General features: G+C 70.4%; 15 protein-coding genes. 4 read left to right on the top strand and 11 right to left on the bottom strand.

Annotated features, from left to right (window positions below; genetic code table 11):
- Positions 1-25 precede the first annotated feature (25 nt).
- Positions 26-1,033 carry a crotonase/enoyl-CoA hydratase family protein gene (locus FJ091_11165; GenBank protein MBM4383916.1) on the top strand — a complete coding sequence of 336 codons (1,008 nt, stop codon included), beginning with the start codon at positions 26-28 and terminating at the stop codon, positions 1,031-1,033.
- Here FJ091_11165 and FJ091_11170 read toward each other — a convergent pair.
- Both FJ091_11170 and FJ091_11175 read right to left on the bottom strand, forming a co-directional pair.
- Complete coding sequence (locus tag FJ091_11170) at positions 1,030-2,490, bottom strand: hypothetical protein (GenBank protein MBM4383917.1); 1,461 nt, start codon at positions 2,488-2,490, stop codon at positions 1,030-1,032. The genes FJ091_11165 and FJ091_11170 overlap by 4 nt on opposite strands.
- Complete coding sequence (locus FJ091_11175) at positions 2,487-3,953, bottom strand: hypothetical protein (protein ID MBM4383918.1); 1,467 nt, start codon at positions 3,951-3,953, stop codon at positions 2,487-2,489. Before FJ091_11175 ends, FJ091_11170 begins: the two co-directional genes overlap by 4 nt.
- Positions 3,954-4,110: 157 nt before the next feature.
- Here FJ091_11175 and FJ091_11180 point away from each other — a divergent pair, with 157 nt between their 5' ends.
- Positions 4,111-4,506: a hypothetical protein gene (locus FJ091_11180; GenBank protein ID MBM4383919.1), complete on the top strand. Its 396-nt coding sequence runs from the start codon at positions 4,111-4,113 to the stop codon at positions 4,504-4,506.
- 27 nt (positions 4,507-4,533) lie between these two features.
- Here the strand turns inward: FJ091_11180 and FJ091_11185 are convergent, their stop codons facing one another.
- A complete protein-coding gene (locus tag FJ091_11185) occupies positions 4,534-5,355 on the bottom strand; it encodes a shikimate dehydrogenase (protein MBM4383920.1) in 822 nt (273 codons plus the stop codon).
- Positions 5,340-6,347 carry an alcohol dehydrogenase catalytic domain-containing protein gene (locus FJ091_11190; protein MBM4383921.1) on the bottom strand — a complete coding sequence of 336 codons (1,008 nt, stop codon included), beginning with the start codon at positions 6,345-6,347 and terminating at the stop codon, positions 5,340-5,342. The genes FJ091_11185 and FJ091_11190 overlap by 16 nt, the downstream gene beginning before the upstream one ends.
- 179 nt (positions 6,348-6,526) lie before the next feature.
- Here FJ091_11190 and purE point away from each other — a divergent pair, with 179 nt between their 5' ends.
- Both purE and FJ091_11200 read left to right on the top strand, forming a co-directional pair.
- A complete protein-coding gene (purE, locus tag FJ091_11195; protein MBM4383922.1) occupies positions 6,527-6,979 on the top strand; it encodes a 5-(carboxyamino)imidazole ribonucleotide mutase in 453 nt (150 codons plus the stop codon).
- Positions 6,980-7,016: 37 nt separating this feature from the next.
- Positions 7,017-8,324 (top strand): acetyl-CoA hydrolase/transferase family protein, encoded by a 1,308-nt coding sequence (locus FJ091_11200; GenBank protein ID MBM4383923.1) that lies wholly within the window; start codon positions 7,017-7,019, stop codon positions 8,322-8,324.
- A 159-nt stretch (positions 8,325-8,483) separates the two neighbouring features.
- Here the strand turns inward: FJ091_11200 and FJ091_11205 are convergent, their stop codons facing one another.
- From FJ091_11205 to FJ091_11235, 7 genes are all read right to left on the bottom strand, one after another.
- The gene (locus FJ091_11205; protein ID MBM4383924.1) at positions 8,484-8,750 is read right to left on the bottom strand and encodes a hypothetical protein; all 267 of its coding nucleotides are present in this window, start codon (positions 8,748-8,750) and stop codon (positions 8,484-8,486) included.
- Between the two features lie 9 nt (positions 8,751-8,759).
- On the bottom strand, positions 8,760-11,297 hold the full coding sequence (locus tag FJ091_11210) for a proprotein convertase P-domain-containing protein (GenBank protein MBM4383925.1): 2,538 nt from the start codon (positions 11,295-11,297) through the stop codon (positions 8,760-8,762).
- Between the two features lie 83 nt (positions 11,298-11,380).
- Positions 11,381-12,109, bottom strand: coding sequence for a uracil-DNA glycosylase (locus tag FJ091_11215; protein ID MBM4383926.1), 729 nt, complete (start codon positions 12,107-12,109; stop codon positions 11,381-11,383).
- A gap of 50 nt (positions 12,110-12,159) precedes the next feature.
- The gene (locus FJ091_11220; protein ID MBM4383927.1) at positions 12,160-12,939 is read right to left on the bottom strand and encodes an enoyl-CoA hydratase/isomerase family protein; all 780 of its coding nucleotides are present in this window, start codon (positions 12,937-12,939) and stop codon (positions 12,160-12,162) included.
- Between the two features lie 16 nt (positions 12,940-12,955).
- Positions 12,956-13,462 (bottom strand): DUF1772 domain-containing protein, encoded by a 507-nt coding sequence (locus tag FJ091_11225; GenBank protein MBM4383928.1) that lies wholly within the window; start codon positions 13,460-13,462, stop codon positions 12,956-12,958.
- A gap of 25 nt (positions 13,463-13,487) precedes the next feature.
- Positions 13,488-15,383 carry a redoxin domain-containing protein gene (locus FJ091_11230; GenBank protein MBM4383929.1) on the bottom strand — a complete coding sequence of 632 codons (1,896 nt, stop codon included), beginning with the start codon at positions 15,381-15,383 and terminating at the stop codon, positions 13,488-13,490.
- Between the two features lie 119 nt (positions 15,384-15,502).
- A complete protein-coding gene (locus FJ091_11235; protein ID MBM4383930.1) occupies positions 15,503-16,648 on the bottom strand; it encodes a thiolase family protein in 1,146 nt (381 codons plus the stop codon).
- Between the last annotated feature and the right edge of the window lies 1 nt (position 16,649).

Here is a 16,649-nt window from a genome sequence, read left to right on the forward strand (position 1 = left end):
AAGTGGGCGCAGGGTAGGCGGCGAGATGGAGATTGCGACTGGCGCTGGCGTAGGCTGCGCGCCTTCCACCGCACGAGGAGCAGCGCGCGTGACGACTTATCAGACGATCCTGGTCGACAAGAGCGAGAACATCATGACGATCACGTTCAACCGGCCCGACCGGCTGAACGCGCTGAACGGCCAGATGCTGATGGACACGCTCGCGGCGCTCGACGACGCGGACGCCGACGACGACGTGAAGGCGATCATCTTCACCGGCGCGGGCCGCGGCTTCTGCGCCGGCGCCGATCTCGGCGGCGGCGGCGGCACTTTCGACCACAGTGGCCGCGAGGCGCGGAGCGAGCATCGCGACGGCGGCGGCCTGCTCACGCTGCGCATCTTCGAGTGCAAGAAGCCGGTGATCGCCGCGATCAACGGGCCGGCCGTCGGCGTCGGCTCGACCATGACGCTGCCGATGGACATCCGCATCGCGAGCGATCAGGCGCGCTTCGGCTTCGTGTTCGCGCGCCGCGGCATCGTGCCCGAAGCGGCGAGCTCGTACTTCATCACGCGCGCGGTCGGCATCGCGCAGGCGATGGAGTGGGTCGCGACGGGGCGCGTGTTCTCCGCGGCCGAAGCGCTGGCGGGCCGGCTCGTCTCGCGCGTGGTCCCGCACGACCAGTTGATTCCCACCGCGCGCGCGCTCGCGCGCGAGATCGCGGACAACTGCAGCGCGATCTCGGTGACGCTCGCGCGCCAGATGCTGTGGCGGATGCTCGGCGCCGATCACCCGATGGAGGCGCACAAGCTCGACTCGCGCATGATCCACGCGCTCGGGCAATCGCCCGATGCCTACGAAGGCGTGTCGAGCTTCCTCGAGAAGCGCCCCGCCAAGTTCAAGGGCCGCGTCTCGACGGATCTCCCGCAGCCCTATCCCTGGTGGCCCGAGCGCAAGTTCTCGGACGCGCCCGCCAAGAAGAAGAAGGCGCCGGCGCGCGAGGCGAAGAAGCCCGCGAAGGCGAAGCCCAAGGCGAAGGCGAAGCGGCGGCGCTAGCGCGCACCGCCGTTGACGATGCGCGCGAGCGGCAGCTCCACGTGGAAGCGCGCGCCGCGTTCGCTCGGTGCGAGCGTGAGGCGGCCGCCGTGGCGCTCGACGAGCTGGCGCGCCATGGCGAGGCCGAGGCCCGTGCCATGGCCCGCGGCCTTGGTGGTGAAGAACGGCTCGAAGATGCGCTCGCGCAGCTCGGCGGGAACTCCGGGACCGCTGTCCGCCACCTCGAGGACGGCGCGCTTGTCGTCGGCGAACGTCGCAATCGAGACGACTCCGCTCGCTCCGCTGCCGCGCACGGCGTGAATCGCGTTGATCACGAGATTCGCGACGACTTGCCCTAACAAGTTGCGGTCGCCGCGCACGGTCGGGACGGGCGCGAGCCTCGCTTCCAGGGCCACGTCGCCGCGCGCCTCGAAGCGCAGCGTCGGCAGTGCGGCGTCGACGACTTCGCTGAGCGCGACTTCGCCGAAGCCTGCGCGCGAGTGGTCCGACATCTGGCGCAGCTCGGCGACGATCCCGCGCAGGCGCTCCACGCCCTCCTCGGTCTCGGCGAGCACCTCTTCGAACTCCGCGTCGTCGTCGGGGCGCTCGGACAGCTCCGCGAGGTAGTTGAGGTTCGAGCGGATGAAGGCGGCAGGGTTGTTGATCTCGTGCGCGAGGCTCGCCGCGAGCGTCCCGAGTGCGGCGAGCTTTGCGCCGTGCGCGAGGTGCAGGTCGGTCTCGCGCAGCTCGCGCGCACGCGCTTCGGCCGCGCGCTGCAGGTTGTCCGCGCTCGACTCGACCTGCGCGAGGCCCTCGACGAAGCGAATCAGCAAGGACGCCGTGAAGGCGAAGCACGTGACGGCAAACAGGATCGGGAACAGGTACGGAAGATCGACCCATCCGCCCAGCACGAGCGCATCGGACATCACGATGGAGCTGCCGACCACGTTGCCCATCAACACGGACCGCTTCTCTTCCGGCGGCGCGGCGACAAACGGGGCGACGCCGTTGGCGATCGACAACAGCACCGTGGCGAACGGCGCCCAGCGTCCGAGCTCCGTGAGCGCCGTGTCGGTGTAGGAGCCGATCAAGGGCGCCGTGCGCAGCAGCTCGCCCTCTGCATACAGGACTCCGGGGATCAGACCCGCCAGCGCGAGGGCGCACTGAAGGCCCGCGCCCGCAATCGCGAGCTTCGGGAACGTGTGCGACATCGTCTTTTCCATGAGGCGCACGACCAGGAACTGCAGCGGAATCGCGGTGAGGAGAACCGCCGTGCGGCCCGCGACGGCGGCCGTGTGCGAGTCCGCCGAGTAGATCAGCCCGTGCCCGACGAACATCACCGCCGTCGCGAGGCAGGCGAGCGCGAAGAAGTAGTGGACCGTTTCGGCGCGGCGGTAGGTCCAAATCCCGAAGTTCACGCCGGCGGCGAACAAGCTCACCACCACCGGGAACGCGAGGAGCGCCGAGTTGTCGCTCACGAGCCCGGCTCCGGCGAAACGGGCGCGAACTCGACGACCACGCGGTTGCCCGCGGCCGTGCTCTCGATCGCGAACGCGCCGCCGTGGCGTTCGACCAGCTGCCGAGTCACCGCGTAGCTCGCGGTCCGCGAGTCGCCGTCGAGGCGCGTCGCGGGATCGAAGAGGCCGGCTCCAGCCGCGGTGGACAGCGGCGCGCCGTTGTCCGTTACCGCGAGGTAGGCGTGGCCTTCGCGCTCGCCGGTCTCGATCGAGACCACCGGGGTCGGGCCATCGCCGCTCTCGGGCGACGCCTGGATCGCGCCGACGATCAGGTGCAGCGTGATCTGCGCGAGCATCGCGGAGTCGCCGTGCACGGGCGGCGCGCTCGCGAGGCTGGTGTGAAGTCGCGCGCGACGAGTCAGCTCGTAGCTCGCGACCGGCAGCACCCTCGCGACGATCGCAGCGAGGTCGTGGCGCCCGGTAGCGCCCTGCTCTCGGCGAGCGAGCTGCAGTAGCTCGGCGACGACGATGCGGATCCGCTCGATCCCGCGCTGCGCATGCGCCAGCGGCTCCCGCGCGGCGTCGCGGCGCGATGGCGCGTGCCAAGCGTCGCGCAGAATCTTCACGTGGCCCGCGACTTCAGCGAGTGGGCTCTCGATCTGCGCTGCGATGCCGCCCGCGAGCGCGCCCAGCGTGGAGAGGCGTGCCCCGTGCGCGAGCTCGAGATCTTTGCGGCGCAGCTCTTCCGTGCGCGCATCGATGAGCGCGTTGAGCTCGGCGGCGCTGCGCTCGAGGTGGCGCTGCGAGCGCACGAGGCGCCGCAACAACACGGCCCCGAAGGCGCCCGAGAAGAGCCCGAAGCCGAGGGGCGAGAGGAACGGCGCCCAGTGCGTGCCGAGCACGACGCAGAGGTCGTTCACCAGGCACGCGCCGAAGGCCATCAGAGCGGCGGAGATCAAGGCGCCGCCGTGGATGGTCGGCGCCGCACGTCGGAACGCATGCAGCTGAACCCCGACCACGATCGCGAAAGGCGCCAAGAACACCGTTGCGGCGAGCGACAGCTCGGGCACGAGGTACGCACTCACCAGCCCCTCGGCGCGGACCTCGATCGCGTTTCCGGTGAAGTAGAGCTGCGGCGCAGCCAGCGCGATGCAGACGCCGATCGCCAGGTATGGGATCGCCGCGCGCAGCACCAGGTTGCGGATGCCCGCGAACAGCTCGCTGAAGCGCTGCATCGCGACCGCGAACGGCAGCGTCCCGACGGTCGCGCTGGTGACCCAAGCTTGCGCACTCTCGAGCGTGTGGGCCTGATAACTCGCCGCGAAGGCCCCGGAGAGCCACACCACGCCGAGCGACATCACCCCGAGCCAGAGGTGGGCGGGGTCACGCGGGCGCATCCAGAAGACCCAGAGATTGAACACGGCCGTGCAGAACGCGAAGGTGCCGAACCCCCACGTGATCCCGGTCAGTACGTCCGTGGTCATCTGGCGGAGAATCGGCCTGCCTGGGCCGATTCCTGAGGCGGGAGTCGGGGTTGCCGGGATCCATGCCGACCGGCCGCGCATCCCGGGCCGGCACTCAGCGCTTCAGTGCAACGCCTCGGCTGGCCGATGAGAGGCGGTGCGCAAGACGGGGGGAGACATGCGCTGGTTGGCACTCGTGCTGGTGCTCGTGTGCGCCCCGGTGTTCGCAGAGGCGCCTGCGCCGGGCACACCGCCTGCGACGCCTAACAACCCGAACAACGCGTCGAATCCGAACGGTGCGCCGGTGCCCCCGAAGAAGTGGCAGATGCGTCCGAACCAGAAGGCGCACCGCGGCGAGTGCATCAAGCTCACCAAGCAGATCGGTCGCTACGACCGCGATGCGACCTGGGCGAAGGAGCGCGGCAACGAGCTGTGGGAGCTGTCGAGCCGCGAGCGCGTCTACCGGCTCGCCGCCGAGCGCGAGAAGCTCTGCCCCTCGGTGAAGGGGCCGACGACCGAGGAGCTGCTCGCGCAGGCCGCCGTGATGGCAGCGCGGCTCGCGGCGGCGGCGTAAACGCAGGGCGCGTTCTAGGGCGGCGAATCAGCTCGCGCGGTCGAACGCCGCCTCCATCACGCTCCCCGGGGCGTTCTCGCCGCTCCACGCGCGCAGCTGCTCGCGCGCTTGCTCGATCAGCATCCACTTGCCCGAGATGGCGCGCGCGCCACGACCCGCGGCGTCTCGCAGCAGCCGCGTCTCGAGCGGGTCGTAGACCGCGTCGAGCACGATGCTTCCGGCGCGCAGGGCTGCAGCAGCGACCGGGCTCGCGTCGCTCTTCAGCCCGACGCTCGTCGTGTTGACGAGCACGTCGTGGGGAATCGCGGCGAGCTCCTCGAGCGCGCCGGCGCGCTCGGCGCCGAGCTCGCGCGCGAGCGCCTCGGCCTTGCCGGGCGTGCGATTCAGCACGATCGCGCGCGCGCCGCGCTGGCGCAGCGCGAACAGCGCCGCGCGCGCGGTGCCGCCGGCGCCGAGCACCACCGCGGTCTTCCCGGCGAGCGCCGTCTCGCGCTCGAGCGCGCGCGCGACGCCGAGCCAATCCGTGTTGCTGCCGACGAGCGCGTCGCCGTCGCGCACGACGGTGTTCACCGCGCCGATCGCGCGCGCGGTCTCGTCGACGCGATCCAGCAGCGGGAAAACCGCCTCCTTGTGCGGGATCGAGATGGAGAGCTGGCGGACGCCGATCGCGCGCGCGCCTGCGATGGCCGCGGCGAGATCGCCGGGCACGACGTCGAAGGCGAGGTACACCGCGTCGAGGCCGAGCGCGGCGTAGGCCGCGTTGTGCAGCGCGGGCGAGCGCGTGTGGCCGGCGGGGTGCAGGAAGATCCCGCACAGCGCGGTCTTCGCGGTGATCACAGCGTGGGGCACGCGAGCACCTTGCCTTGCCCCTGCGGTGTCGCGAGCGACTCGAACGCCGCGGGCACCGCGTCGAGCGCGACGCGGTCCGTGATCAGCGGCGCGGGGTCGATGCGCTCCTGCGCGAGCATGTCGAGCGTGTAGGTGAAGTCGTCCTTCTCATAAGCGAGCACGAACTGCAGCGCCGTCTCCTTCATGACGCCGGTGATCGGCGTGATCGAATCCGCACCGACACACACGCCAGCGACGACCACGCGGCCGCGGAAGCGCACGCGATTCACGCAGTCCTCGATCAGCCCCCGCGCGCCGACCGCCTCGAACACGATGTCGGGGCCCCCGGGCGCGACCCGCTCGAGCACGCTGGTCAGGTCCTCGCGCACGGGGTCGACGACGCGAGTCGCGCCGAGCTTCTCCGCGAGCGCGCGGCGGCCGGCCGCGCGCTCCGACACGATCACCTCGCGCGCACCGAAATGGCGCGCCCAGAGCGCGATCGCGAGGCCGATCGGGCCCGCGCCGACCACGAGGCAGCGCTCGCCGCGTCGCAGGCGGCTCGCGTTCAGCGCGTGCACGCCCACCGCCAGCGGCTCCGTCAGCGCCGCGAGCTCGATGCTCACGCCGCTCGGCACGCGCACCGCCTCGTGCGCCGCGATCGCGACGTACTCCGCGAACGCGCCGTTCGGCGCGCCGAGGCCGATCGGCGTCTGCGCCTGGCAGTAAGCGCCCATCCCCGCGCGACAGCGCTCGCACGCGCCGCACGAGAGATTCGGGATCGCGCACACGCGCTCGCCCGCCTTCAGCACGCCCGCGGCTTCCACCACCTCGCCGCAGAACTCGTGGCCCATGATCGCGCCGGCGGGCAGCAGCTTGTGCTGATGCAGGTGCAGATCGCTCCCGCAGATGCCGCACGCGAGCACTCGCAGCACCGCCTGCCCCGCGCTCGGCTTCGGCTCGGGCACCTCCTCGACGGAGAGCTCGCCCGGTGCTCGTGAAACCACTGCGCGCATCGCATCTCCCGACTTCCAAGCCCTAAGCCTACGTTGACGTCGCTGGGCGCGCGATCAACGCACGAGGCCGCGCTCGAACTTCGCGCGGCTTTGCCTCGCTGCGCGCTTCGCATGCACTAGAGTGCCGACCCTTCTCAACCAAAGGAGCGATCGAGATGACGGCGCGGGTGGGGATTCTGATGGGCAGCGCGAACGACTACGACGTGATGAAGGCGGCGGAGGACGCGCTCAAGGATCTCGGGATCGAGAGCGACGTGCGCGTGATCAGTGCGCACCGCACGCCCGAGCGCCTCACGCGCTTCCTCGCGATGGCGGAGACGAACGGCATCGAGGTCGTGATCTGCGGTGCCGGCGCCGCCGCGCATCTCGCAGGGGTTACCGCCGCGCACACCACGCTGCCCGTGCTCGGCGTGCCGATCGACTCGTCGCCGCTGCAGGGCCTCGACGCGCTGCTCAGCACGGTGCAAATGCCCGGCGGCATCCCCGTCGCCACGTTCGCGATCGGCAAGGCCGGCGCGAAGAACGCGGGCCTCTTCGCCGGCGCGATCATCGCGGGCCGCGACCCCGCCGTGCGCAAGAAGCTCGACGAGTTCCGCGCCAAGCAGAGCGCGAGCGTGCCGGAGCGGCCGTAAGCGAAGGAGCCGGTGCGCTTCGCCTAGCGTGACGCGCGTGGGCGCTTCGCAAATCGACTGGGCTCAGCACCTCCCGCCGCCGCGGCAGCGCGCCGGCCGCATCGCTTTGGCGCAGGAAGCGCTGCGAGCGATTGCGGATCGCTCGCGCGTGTTCATCTCGGCCGCGTGCTCGACGCCGTTTCGCTTGCTCGAACAGCTCGACGCGCTGCGTGATCACTTCACTTCGCTCGAGCTCGTCGTGGGCCACCTGCGCCGCCCCCTCGCGCCCTTCGCGCACGCGGGCGCGCCGTTTCGCATCACGTCGTTGCACGCGAGCGACGCGCTCCGCGCGATCTCGGATCCGCGCGCGCTCGACATCCTGCCGTGCCGCTACTCCGACTACGGGCGCCTCTTCAGCGCGGGCGGCGCATACCCGTGCGACGCCGCGCTCGTGCAGGTGAGCACGCCCGGGCCGGGCGGTCGCGTGAGCCTCGGCGTGAGCACGGGCAGCACGCTCCCGGTCGTGTTCGGGGCGCCGCTCGTGATCGCGCAGATGAATCCGCAGATGCCGTACACGTTCGGAGCGGGCGAGCTGCCGCGCAGCGCGTTCGACTTTCTCGTCGAGGCGGACGAGCCGATTCTCGAAGTCGATCCGCTGCCGCTCGACGACGTGTCGCGCGCGATCGGCAAGCATGCCGCCGGCGAGATCCCCGACGGCGCGACGCTGCAGTTCGGCATCGGCGCGGTGCCCGACGCGATTCTGCAGGCGCTGCGCGATCACCGCGAGCTCGGCCTGCACGGCGGCATGATCGGCGACGCCTGCATCGAGCTCGTCGAGCGCGGCGCGCTCACGGGCGCGCGCAAGCCGTTCGCGCCGGGCTTCCTCGTCGCGGGCGAGGTGATCGGCTCGCGGCGCCTCTACGACTGGGTGCACCGCAATCCCCTCGTGCAGATGGCGCCGCCCGAGATCTCGCACGGCGCCGCGGCGCTCGCCGCGTGCCCGGACTTCGTCGCGATCAACTCCGCGGTGGAGGTCGCGCTCGACGGCGCCGCGAACGCGGAATCCGTGGGCGCGGAGCTTGTCTCGGGTCCCGGCGGTCAGCCTGACTTCGTGATCGCCGCGAGCCTCGCCGCATCGCATCGCAGCATCCTCGCATTCCCGTCGACCGCCGCGCGCGGGCGCGTCTCGCGCATCGTGCGCAGCCTCGCGGCCGAGGCGACGACGACGGTGCCGAGCTGGCTCGCGGACCGAGTCGTTACGGAGTACGGCGTCGCGCGCCTGCGCGGGCTGCCGCTGCGCGCGCGGGCGGAAGCGTTGGCGCGCATCGCCCACCCGAACTTTCGCGCGGCGCTGGAGAGTGACTAGAACCCATCTCAAAACTCCTCCCGTCGCCGGGCGCGCGTCTTTGTCCGTCTGGCTTCGTTGCGCTTCGCTCGAAGTATCGACGGATACGCCTTCGCTCGCGCGCCTCGCCAGCCGGCCAAATCCGCGCGCCGGGCTCGGTCCGGAATTCTGAGATGGGTTCTAGGCACCGAGGCGCAGTGCGCGCTGGAACGCGGGTCGCTGCTCGGCGCGCGCGACGAAGGACTCGAACGCAGGGCGCTTGTCCTGAAGTCCGAAGCGCATGCCGAAGCCGAGCGACGAGGCGAGGTAGAGGTCGGCGGCGGTGAAGTGATCGTCGAACAGCCACGGGCCCGGCGACGCGGCGGACGCGAGCGCGGTCGTCGGGCCTGCACGTTGGGCTGTAGAAGAGCTGCGGCGGGGATCCTGTCTTGGGACGCTGGCGTGCATCGCGCGGAGTCATCGATCTATGCGCAGCGACCAACGGTTTAGTTTGCCGGTATCGACGCGCGCTCGGTCCGCGACTTTCAGCCGCCACGCGCCGGACATCGCTTGCCCGCGCAGCGCTGCCAGCGCGGGGGTTCGTGTGGCGTCGTACACGCCGAGGATGTTGTCTGCGTCGCCGCCCGCTCGCTGATGGAGCACGATCGGCGCGCTCGAGGGCGGGACGAGCGTGATCTCGAGGTCGCCGATGTAGGAGTGCGTGATGTCGAGCGACACGCGCACGTCGCCAATCGCGCCCGCCCCGTTGACGGTCAGGCTGCGCTCGATCCCGCGCGCGTCGTTGTCGGGAATCGAGAGCCCCGGCGCGTCCTCGAGCTCGACTGCCGGAAGCTCGGCGAGCGCGGCGTCGATCTCCCAGCGGTTGAGCACGCCCGTGTCGACCGGCGCCGCGTCGACCACCTGTAGCGTCCACGCGCCAGCGAGGGATTCGCCCGTGACACCGCCAAGCGCGGGCGTGTTCGCGAGCGAGAACGTCTTGCGCAAGTTCGCTGCGTTGCCGCCGGATCGGCTCTGCAGATTCACGCTCCGTCCGCTGGGTGCGCGAAGGGAGATGGTGAGGTCGCCGACGTAGCTGTGTGAGATGTCGACTGAGACACTGAGTGCCGAGACGCGCCCCGCTTCGCTGAACGTGATCGAGTCGCTCACGCCCGCGGGCGCGTTGTCCGGGATCGCACGACCGGGAGCGCTCGCGCGAGCGAGGCCCTGCTGCGCGGGTGGCCGCATCCGAATCGCCTCGGCGACGGCAGCAATCGCGTCGACCCGTCCATGTCCGAACCAGGGGCTCCACGTGCCGTCGGGGTGACCCGTGTTCTGGAACGCTCCGCTCGCGAATGGAGCCGCCGGGGAAATGTCCCAGGTCGGGTTCTGATCGAAGGACGCGGCCGGCGTGCGCGCGTACGCCGTCGCGTCGAGATCCTTGCTCGCCGTGCGCTGCAGCACGCTGACCACTTCGAGCGCGGTGAGCTGCGGATTCGCGGAGATCACGAGCGCCGCGATGCCGGCGACGAGCGGCGTGGCGCTCGAGGTTCCCCCGAACAGGTCAGTCGTACTGGTCGGGCTGGTCCCCTGCGCGGTCGTGATTCCCCTCCCCTGCACGGAAGCACGCCGGTACTTGTGCGAGTTGTTCGAAGGCGCGCAGATGCCGATGCCCGTGCCGTAGTTCGAGTAGTGGCTGCGCTGCGCCGTCGAGGCGAGTGCGGCGACGTGCACGACTCCCGGCACCGTGGTCAAGTTGTGCTCGAACGCGCGCGCGGTTCTCACGCCGACCCACTGAGTGGCCGTAGCGTTCCAGCCGTTCGTGTAAGGGATATCCAGGCTGCCCGAGTGTTGGATCGGACAGTTGTCGTTGCCCGCCGCCCATAAGAACACGATGCCGCGCCCACGGCGGCCACCCGTCACCGCGAGCTGGCGCACGCGACTCAGCACCAGGCTCGAATACGTCGCCCTCGGCGAGCTCCCCCACGAGTTCGAGATGACGTCGACCTTGTCCGCCATGAAGTCGATCGCCGCACGCAGCTTGCTGCCGGAGATTTGGAGGAACCCGTTGACGTCGAGCTCCCACTTGATCGGCAGCAAGCGACAGCCGGGCGCCGCTCCCACGGTGAGCGCAGCGTCGACTTCGGCAGCGACGACGCCCGCGCAGTTGGTGCCGTGATTGTCGCCGGGGGAGTACATCCGCTGCGCGTCGGCGCTCGGCGAGCCATTCGTGACGAGCGTGCTGCCCTCGAAGTAACCCCAGGCGGCGAACTTCGCCTGCGAGTTGAAGTCGCCGTGGTCGAGCCGGCAGCCGTCGTCGGTCACGCCAACGACGACCTGCGCGTCGCCGAAGTGGTCGAGTAGCTGCCATGCGCCTTCGCAGTTCGCGCACGAGCGCCGGTCGACGTTCGCGAGCCCGGAGTGCGTGTGGAGGTGCCACTGGCGCTGGTACGCGGGATCGCTCGGGAGCGCAAGCTGCGCCGTCGTCGCACGCATGTTCAGGTCATGATCGATCGTGTCTACGAGCGGCTCGCCCTCGGAGATCCGCACGACCACCTTCACCGGGTTCATGCCCGTGTGGTTCGTGAGCTGAAGCAGAAACTCGCGGTCCGAGTAGGCGTTCAGCTGGATCAGCGCATAGCGCGCGAGGAACTCGCTCAGCTCTGCCGCGCTGGGCGCGCGCTTGAAGGTCACGATCACACGATCCGTGATCAGGAACTCCTGCCCCGTGGCGGCCTCGTCGTAGGCGTGGTGCACGGGCGCAAGCTCGCGCGCGCGCAGCATCGCAGCGTCGAGCTCCGCGGCTGTCGTCGTCACGCGCGTCGAGTGCGGTGAGACGCGCTCGGCCTTCGCGAACCCCGCAGCCGCCGCGCGTTCGGGCGAGACGCGCGCCACGAACTGATCCACCCGTTTCTTGAGGGGAACCCGCACGCCGCCGCGATAGGTGTAGAGATCCTTCGCTCGCGCCGTGCTTTCTCCGCGCTGACCCGCGCGCCGTTTCGCCTTCCTTGCCGCCATGGAGCCTCCTGGGTGAGGCGTCACGTTGGTGCAGCGGCGAGCCCGAGCGCGATGACCTGGTTCACACCTCGCGCTCGTTCAGCTCACACCGAGGCTTTGCTGCGCTCCAGCGCCGCCTTCAGGTCCTCCCACACGAGCCGCCGATTCTCGGGCGTGTACTGCCGCAGCAGGAACGCGGGGTGGAAGGTGGGCATGACGGGGATGCCACGGTAGTCGTGCCAGGTGCCGCGTACGCGCGTGATCGAGACGTCGCGCCCTAACAAGAGGCTCGTGGCGGGCTTGCCGAGCGCGACGATCGCGCGTGGGCGGATCGCGTCGATCTGGCCGTCGAGGAATTCGCGGCAGGCGGCGACCTCGGCGGGCAGCGGCGTACGGTTGTTCGGCGGGCGGCACTTCACGACGTTCGCGATGTAGACGCTCGCGCGCGGGATCTTCAGACCCGCCTCGATCATCTGCGTGAGCAGCTCGCCCGCGCGGCCGACGAAGGGCAGGCCGCGCAGGTCTTCTTGCTCGCCGGGGCCCTCGCCCACGAACATCAGCTCCGCGCTGGGGTTGCCGTCGCCGAAGACGATCTTGTTGCGGCCCGCGTGCAGCGGGCAGCGCGTGCAGTCGCCGAGATGCGCCTGCACTTGCTCGAGCGTGCGGCGCTCGCCGGTGGGCGCAGGCGACGGCGCAGTTGCCGCGGTCGGCGCGCGCGTAACGACTTCGCTCGCGGGAGGTGTGCGCAGTGGCTCGGGCCGCGCGGGCGATGTGGCCTCGGGCGCACGCTCCGCGCCCCGTGGTGGCGCCCAGGCGAAGTCTTCCTCCGCCAGCTCCGCGAGCCGCGCGCGGGCGGCTTGCAGCAGCGCCTTCGCTTCGGCCTCTAGCGCCCGGTCCACTTCGGGCTCCGCTTCTCGAAGAACGCGGCGATGCCTTCCTGCGCGTCCTCGGTGCGCGACGTCAGAACGATCGCTTCGCGCAGGTAGGTGAGCGCCGCGTGCGCCTCCATCTCAGCCATCGTGTAGACGGCCTCCTTGCCCATGCGCAGCGTCGACGGCGAGTACGAGATGAAGGTGTCGCACAGCTTCGCGATCGCGGCGTCGAGCTGCGCATCCGGAACCACGCGCGTCGCGATGCCGAGCGTGAGCGCTTCCGATGCGGCGACGCGGCGGCCGGTGAGCACGAGGTCGAGTAGCACCTTGCGGCTGCCGACCGCGCGCAGGATCGGGACGCTCACCATCAGCGGCAGCAGGCCGAGGGTGATCTCGGGCAGGCCAAACTGGGCGCTCTCGCCCGCAATCGTGAGGTCCGCCGCCACCGCGAGGCCGAAGCCGCCCGCGAGCGCGAAGCCGGGCACGCGCGCGATCACGGGCTGCGGCGCGCGCTCCATGGCGCGCATCACGCGCACCACGCCGTCGAAGTGCTGGCGGCTCTCGTCCATGCTCGCGTGGCCGAGCACTTCCTTCAGGTCGGCGCCCGCGCAGAACACCTTGTCGCCTGCGCCGCGCAGCACGATCGCGCGCACGCCCGTGTTTTTCGCGGCGTCGTCGAAAGCGGCTTCGAGCTCGCGCAGCGTCGCGCGGTCGAGCGCGTTGCGTTTCTCCTCGCGATCGATCGTGATGGTGGCGATGCCGCCTGCGGTTTCGAGCTTCACGTTGGGCATCGGATTCCTCGACTTGTTACGGGGTCCGCCGCGGCTCGATCAGCACGAGCAGCCTCACGAGCGCGACCAGGCCCACGGCGATCAGGGCCGTGCGCAGAGAGTCCCACCACATCCAGCGGCTCACGAGTGCCTGGAGCTCCACGACATCGCGCACGCCCTTGCCCGCGCCCGCTACCCGGAGCGCCTCGATCATTGGCCAATACACGGTCGGCGTGAGCGCCCAAATCACGGCGAACGCGGCGAGCGGCGCGACCAGCCAGCAGCGATGCGATGCCAGCGCTCGCCACGCTGCGACCACGGCGCCGAGCGTGCCGAGCAGCAGCAGCGCGCTCAGCGGCTGGAAGAAGAGGCCCGGATCGACGGGATACTTCGCGCCGTAGGGCATGAGCGCGAGCGACTCGGGTGGGTTCGCGCCCCACGCGCTCCCGAGCACGACCAGGTCGAAGAGCTTCGCGCCGAGCCCGATGGCCCAGCCGACTAGCGCGAGCCACAGCAGCGTCTGGGCGACACGCACGCGCGTCATGAGGACCTCCGCGTCGGCGCGGCCGCTAGCGCCCGCCGCCCGCCACGAGCGCGCCTTCGATCGCCGCCGCGACCGCGCTCGGCGGGAGGTCGTGCGAGACGAGGCCCTTCAGCGGGCGATCGCTGTGGCGCTGGTGCTCGATCTTCGCCTTGATGTCGAAGATGAAGCCCGGCTCCTTCTCCTCGCTGTGGCAGGAGCCGCACAGCTGCGTGACGGCGCACGAGCCGCACTTGTCGGCGAGGCTGATGATCGTGCCCTTCTTCGCCGCGCCTTCGGCGACGTGGTCCGCGCCGCCGCCGTGGCACGTTTCGCAGCCGACTTCCGGCGTCGCGCTCGCGTGCGGGTGCGCCTGCCACTTCGCGGTCTCGCTCGCGTGACAGCTCGCGCAGGCCTCGCTGCCCACCTTCGCCACGGTCTCGGGTAGCAGGTCGCTGCGCGGCTTGCCGAGCGCGGCGACGTGCGCGGCCTTCTCCTCGGGCGAGAGTGCCGCGAGCTTCGCGTGCGAGACGCGGGGTAGGAACGCGGCGTACTCGAAGCCGAGTGAGTGCTCGGGCGTGTGGCAGGTCGCACAGACGGGCTCGTAGTCGTCATTGGCGACGTGCCCCGGCGAGAGATGCGGGCCGCCGCGGCCGTGGCAGGTCTCGCAGCCGACGTTCTCGAGCTCCGTGTTCGGCTGCGCGATCGCGAAGCCGCCGGGCTTCCCGAAGCCGACGACGTGGCACGTCACGCACTCGCCCTTCGCGTCGGCGCCGTGCTTCACGAGCGTGTTCAGCGCCGTCGCGTGCTGCGTCATCTCCCAGGTCGCGCGCTGCTCGGTGTGGCAGGCGGTGCAGAAGTCGTTGCCGCTGTAGCCGCTCTGGCTGAGCAGCATCGGGGCCGGCACTTCTGCGAGTGTCGCGAGCCGCATGCGCGCGAGCGGCACGTAGCGCTCCGCTGCCCAGCCCTGCGAGCGCCACTGGATCTGGCCCGCGGCGTCGATCCCGATCAGCACGGGCACGCCGAGCGTCGCGCCATACTTGTTACGGATCGCGACGTCGTAGTCGGGCACGATCGCGTCGTACCTCGTGAAGCGGCTCTTCAGATCCTCGAGCACCGCGGTCTCGCTTCCATGCGTCGAGACGAGCACGATCTTCGGCCGCTTCGCGGCGGGCAGCTTCGGCAGCTCCTCGCTCAGGAACGCCATCGCCTCGTGGCAGTGCGGGCACGTGTAGAGGAAGAACATCAGCACGACGGGCTTCCCGCGCAGCGACGACAGCGTGAACTTGCCCTTGCCCTCGAACTGATCCGCGGTGAAGTCGGGCGCAAGCGGCGTTCCGGTCGTGATCTCGAGCCGCAGCAGCTCGCGCAGCTGTTTCTCGACGGCCTTCTCGGGCTCCGCGATGTCGGTCGGGAAGTAGCTCGCGCTGCCGATCATGTTCGCGTCGGCGTCGGCCACGATCGCGAACGCCGGAATCGGCTGCCGGGTTAGCTTCGAGATGAACGCGCCGCCGTCGTCGAGAAAGCTCGTGATGTCGAGGCCGTTGTCGGCCAGGAACGCCTGGGTCGTCGCCGCGTTCGAGCCCATCGCGAAGCCGACGATCTGGAAGTTCGCGTGCACGCGCTCCGCCGCGATCGCCTTCATCGCCGTCGCGATCACGCGCGCGTCGGGCAGCTCGGGATTGAAGCCCCAGTAGAGCGTGCGCTTGCCGATGAACTTCGAGACCGAGAGCGGCTCGCCCTGAATGCTGATGCCCTCGAAGGCAGGCAGCGGCGTCCCGCGGCGCTCGCTCGCGGGCGTCTGCGCACTGGGCGCGGGCGCGGCCTGCGCGGCGCCAGGGTCTGCGGCCGGAGCGCTCGCGCTCGGCTTCTCGCCAGGGCAACCGGCGAGCAGAGTGATTAGGGCGAGAACGACCGATGCGAGGAGTAGGGCGGGCTTGCGCACGGCGCGCAGGGTAGGCGGGGGCGACTTCATCGCAACGCGCTGGACGCGCGGCCCGTGTGCAAAAGCGACGGGCCGGCTGGCGCTCGCCAACCGGCCCGTGCTTCAGGTCACTCGTGCGATCACACCTTCTCGAGGATGTGAATGCCGCACGCGGAGCCGAGGCCGATCACGTGCGTGAGCCCGAGGCGCGCGCCTTGAACCTGGCGCTTGCCCGCCTCGCCGCGCAGATGCGTCGAGACTTCGTAGATGTTCGCGATGCCGGTCGCGCCGAGCGGATGGCCCTTCGAGAGCAGGCCGCCCGAGACGTTCACCGGCACCTTCCCGCCGAGCTGCACCGCGCCGCTGTCGATCATCTGGCCGGCTTCGCCGTCCGCGCACAGGCCGAGGTTCTCGTAGTGGAGGATCTCGGCGGTCGCGAAGCAGTCGTGCAGCTCGACCAGGTTGATGTCCTTCGCGGAGACGCCGGCCATCTCGTAGGCCTTCTTCGCCGCGATGCGCGTGCAGGTGTTCACGTCGGGCATGACGAGGTCGCGCTCCTGCCACGGATCGCTCGCCATCACGCTCGCCTTCACGCGAACCGCGCGGCCCATCAGGCCGAGCTCCTTCGCCTTCTTCTCGCTGCACAGCACCGCCGCCGCGGCGCCGTCGACGTTGATCGAGCACATGAACTTGGTGTTCGGGTAGGCGATCATCTCCGAGTTCATCACCTCTTCGAGGCTGAACTCCTTCTGCATCGTCGCCTTCGGATTCATCGTCGAGTGGAAGTGGTTCTTCACCGAGACCTTGGCGAACTGCTTGAAGGTCGTGCCGTACTTGCGCGCGTGCTCTTGGCCCGCCTCGGCGAACACCGCCGGCATCGTGCCCGAGCCGAGCAGACCTTCCTTCGGGATGCCCGTGCCGCCACCCGCGCCGCCGAGCAGGCCGCCGCCCATCTTCTCGACGCCGACCGCGAGCACGACGTCGTACACGCCGGCCTTCACCGACATCCACGCCTCGCGGAATGCCGTGGCCCCGGTCGCGCAGGCGTTCGCGCAGTTCACGACCGGAATGCCGGTCTGGCCGATCTGCTGGAGGATACGCTGGCCGACCATCGCCGAGGCCTGGCCGAGGTTCCCGCAGTAAAAGGCCTCCATCTGCTGGATCTTGAGGCCGCAGTCGTCGAGCGCCATCAGCGCCGCCTGCGAGCCCATCACGTCCACCGAAGGACCGGTGCCGGCCTTCATGAACTTGAGCATGTCGATGCCAACGATGTAAACGTCGCTCATG

The organism is Deltaproteobacteria bacterium (assembly GCA_016875395.1).
GTDB lineage: Bacteria > Myxococcota_A > UBA9160 > UBA9160 > UBA6930 > VGRF01.

Coding starts and splice junctions, on each gene's coding strand:
- FJ091_11165 (MBM4383916.1), top strand. CDS start 26: ATGGAGATTGCGACTGGCGCTGGCGTAGGCTGCGCGCCTTCCACCGCA.
- FJ091_11175 (MBM4383918.1), bottom strand. CDS start 3,953: ATGACCACGGACGTACTGACCGGGATCACGTGGGGGTTCGGCACCTTC.
- FJ091_11180 (MBM4383919.1), top strand. CDS start 4,111: ATGCGCTGGTTGGCACTCGTGCTGGTGCTCGTGTGCGCCCCGGTGTTC.
- FJ091_11190 (MBM4383921.1), bottom strand. CDS start 6,347: ATGCGCGCAGTGGTTTCACGAGCACCGGGCGAGCTCTCCGTCGAGGAG.
- purE (MBM4383922.1), top strand. CDS start 6,527: ATGGGCAGCGCGAACGACTACGACGTGATGAAGGCGGCGGAGGACGCG.
- FJ091_11205 (MBM4383924.1), bottom strand. CDS start 8,750: ATGCACGCCAGCGTCCCAAGACAGGATCCCCGCCGCAGCTCTTCTACA.
- FJ091_11210 (MBM4383925.1), bottom strand. CDS start 11,297: ATGGCGGCAAGGAAGGCGAAACGGCGCGCGGGTCAGCGCGGAGAAAGC.
- FJ091_11220 (MBM4383927.1), bottom strand. CDS start 12,939: ATGCCCAACGTGAAGCTCGAAACCGCAGGCGGCATCGCCACCATCACG.
- FJ091_11225 (MBM4383928.1), bottom strand. CDS start 13,462: ATGACGCGCGTGCGTGTCGCCCAGACGCTGCTGTGGCTCGCGCTAGTC.
- FJ091_11235 (MBM4383930.1), bottom strand. CDS start 16,648: ATGAGCGACGTTTACATCGTTGGCATCGACATGCTCAAGTTCATGAAG.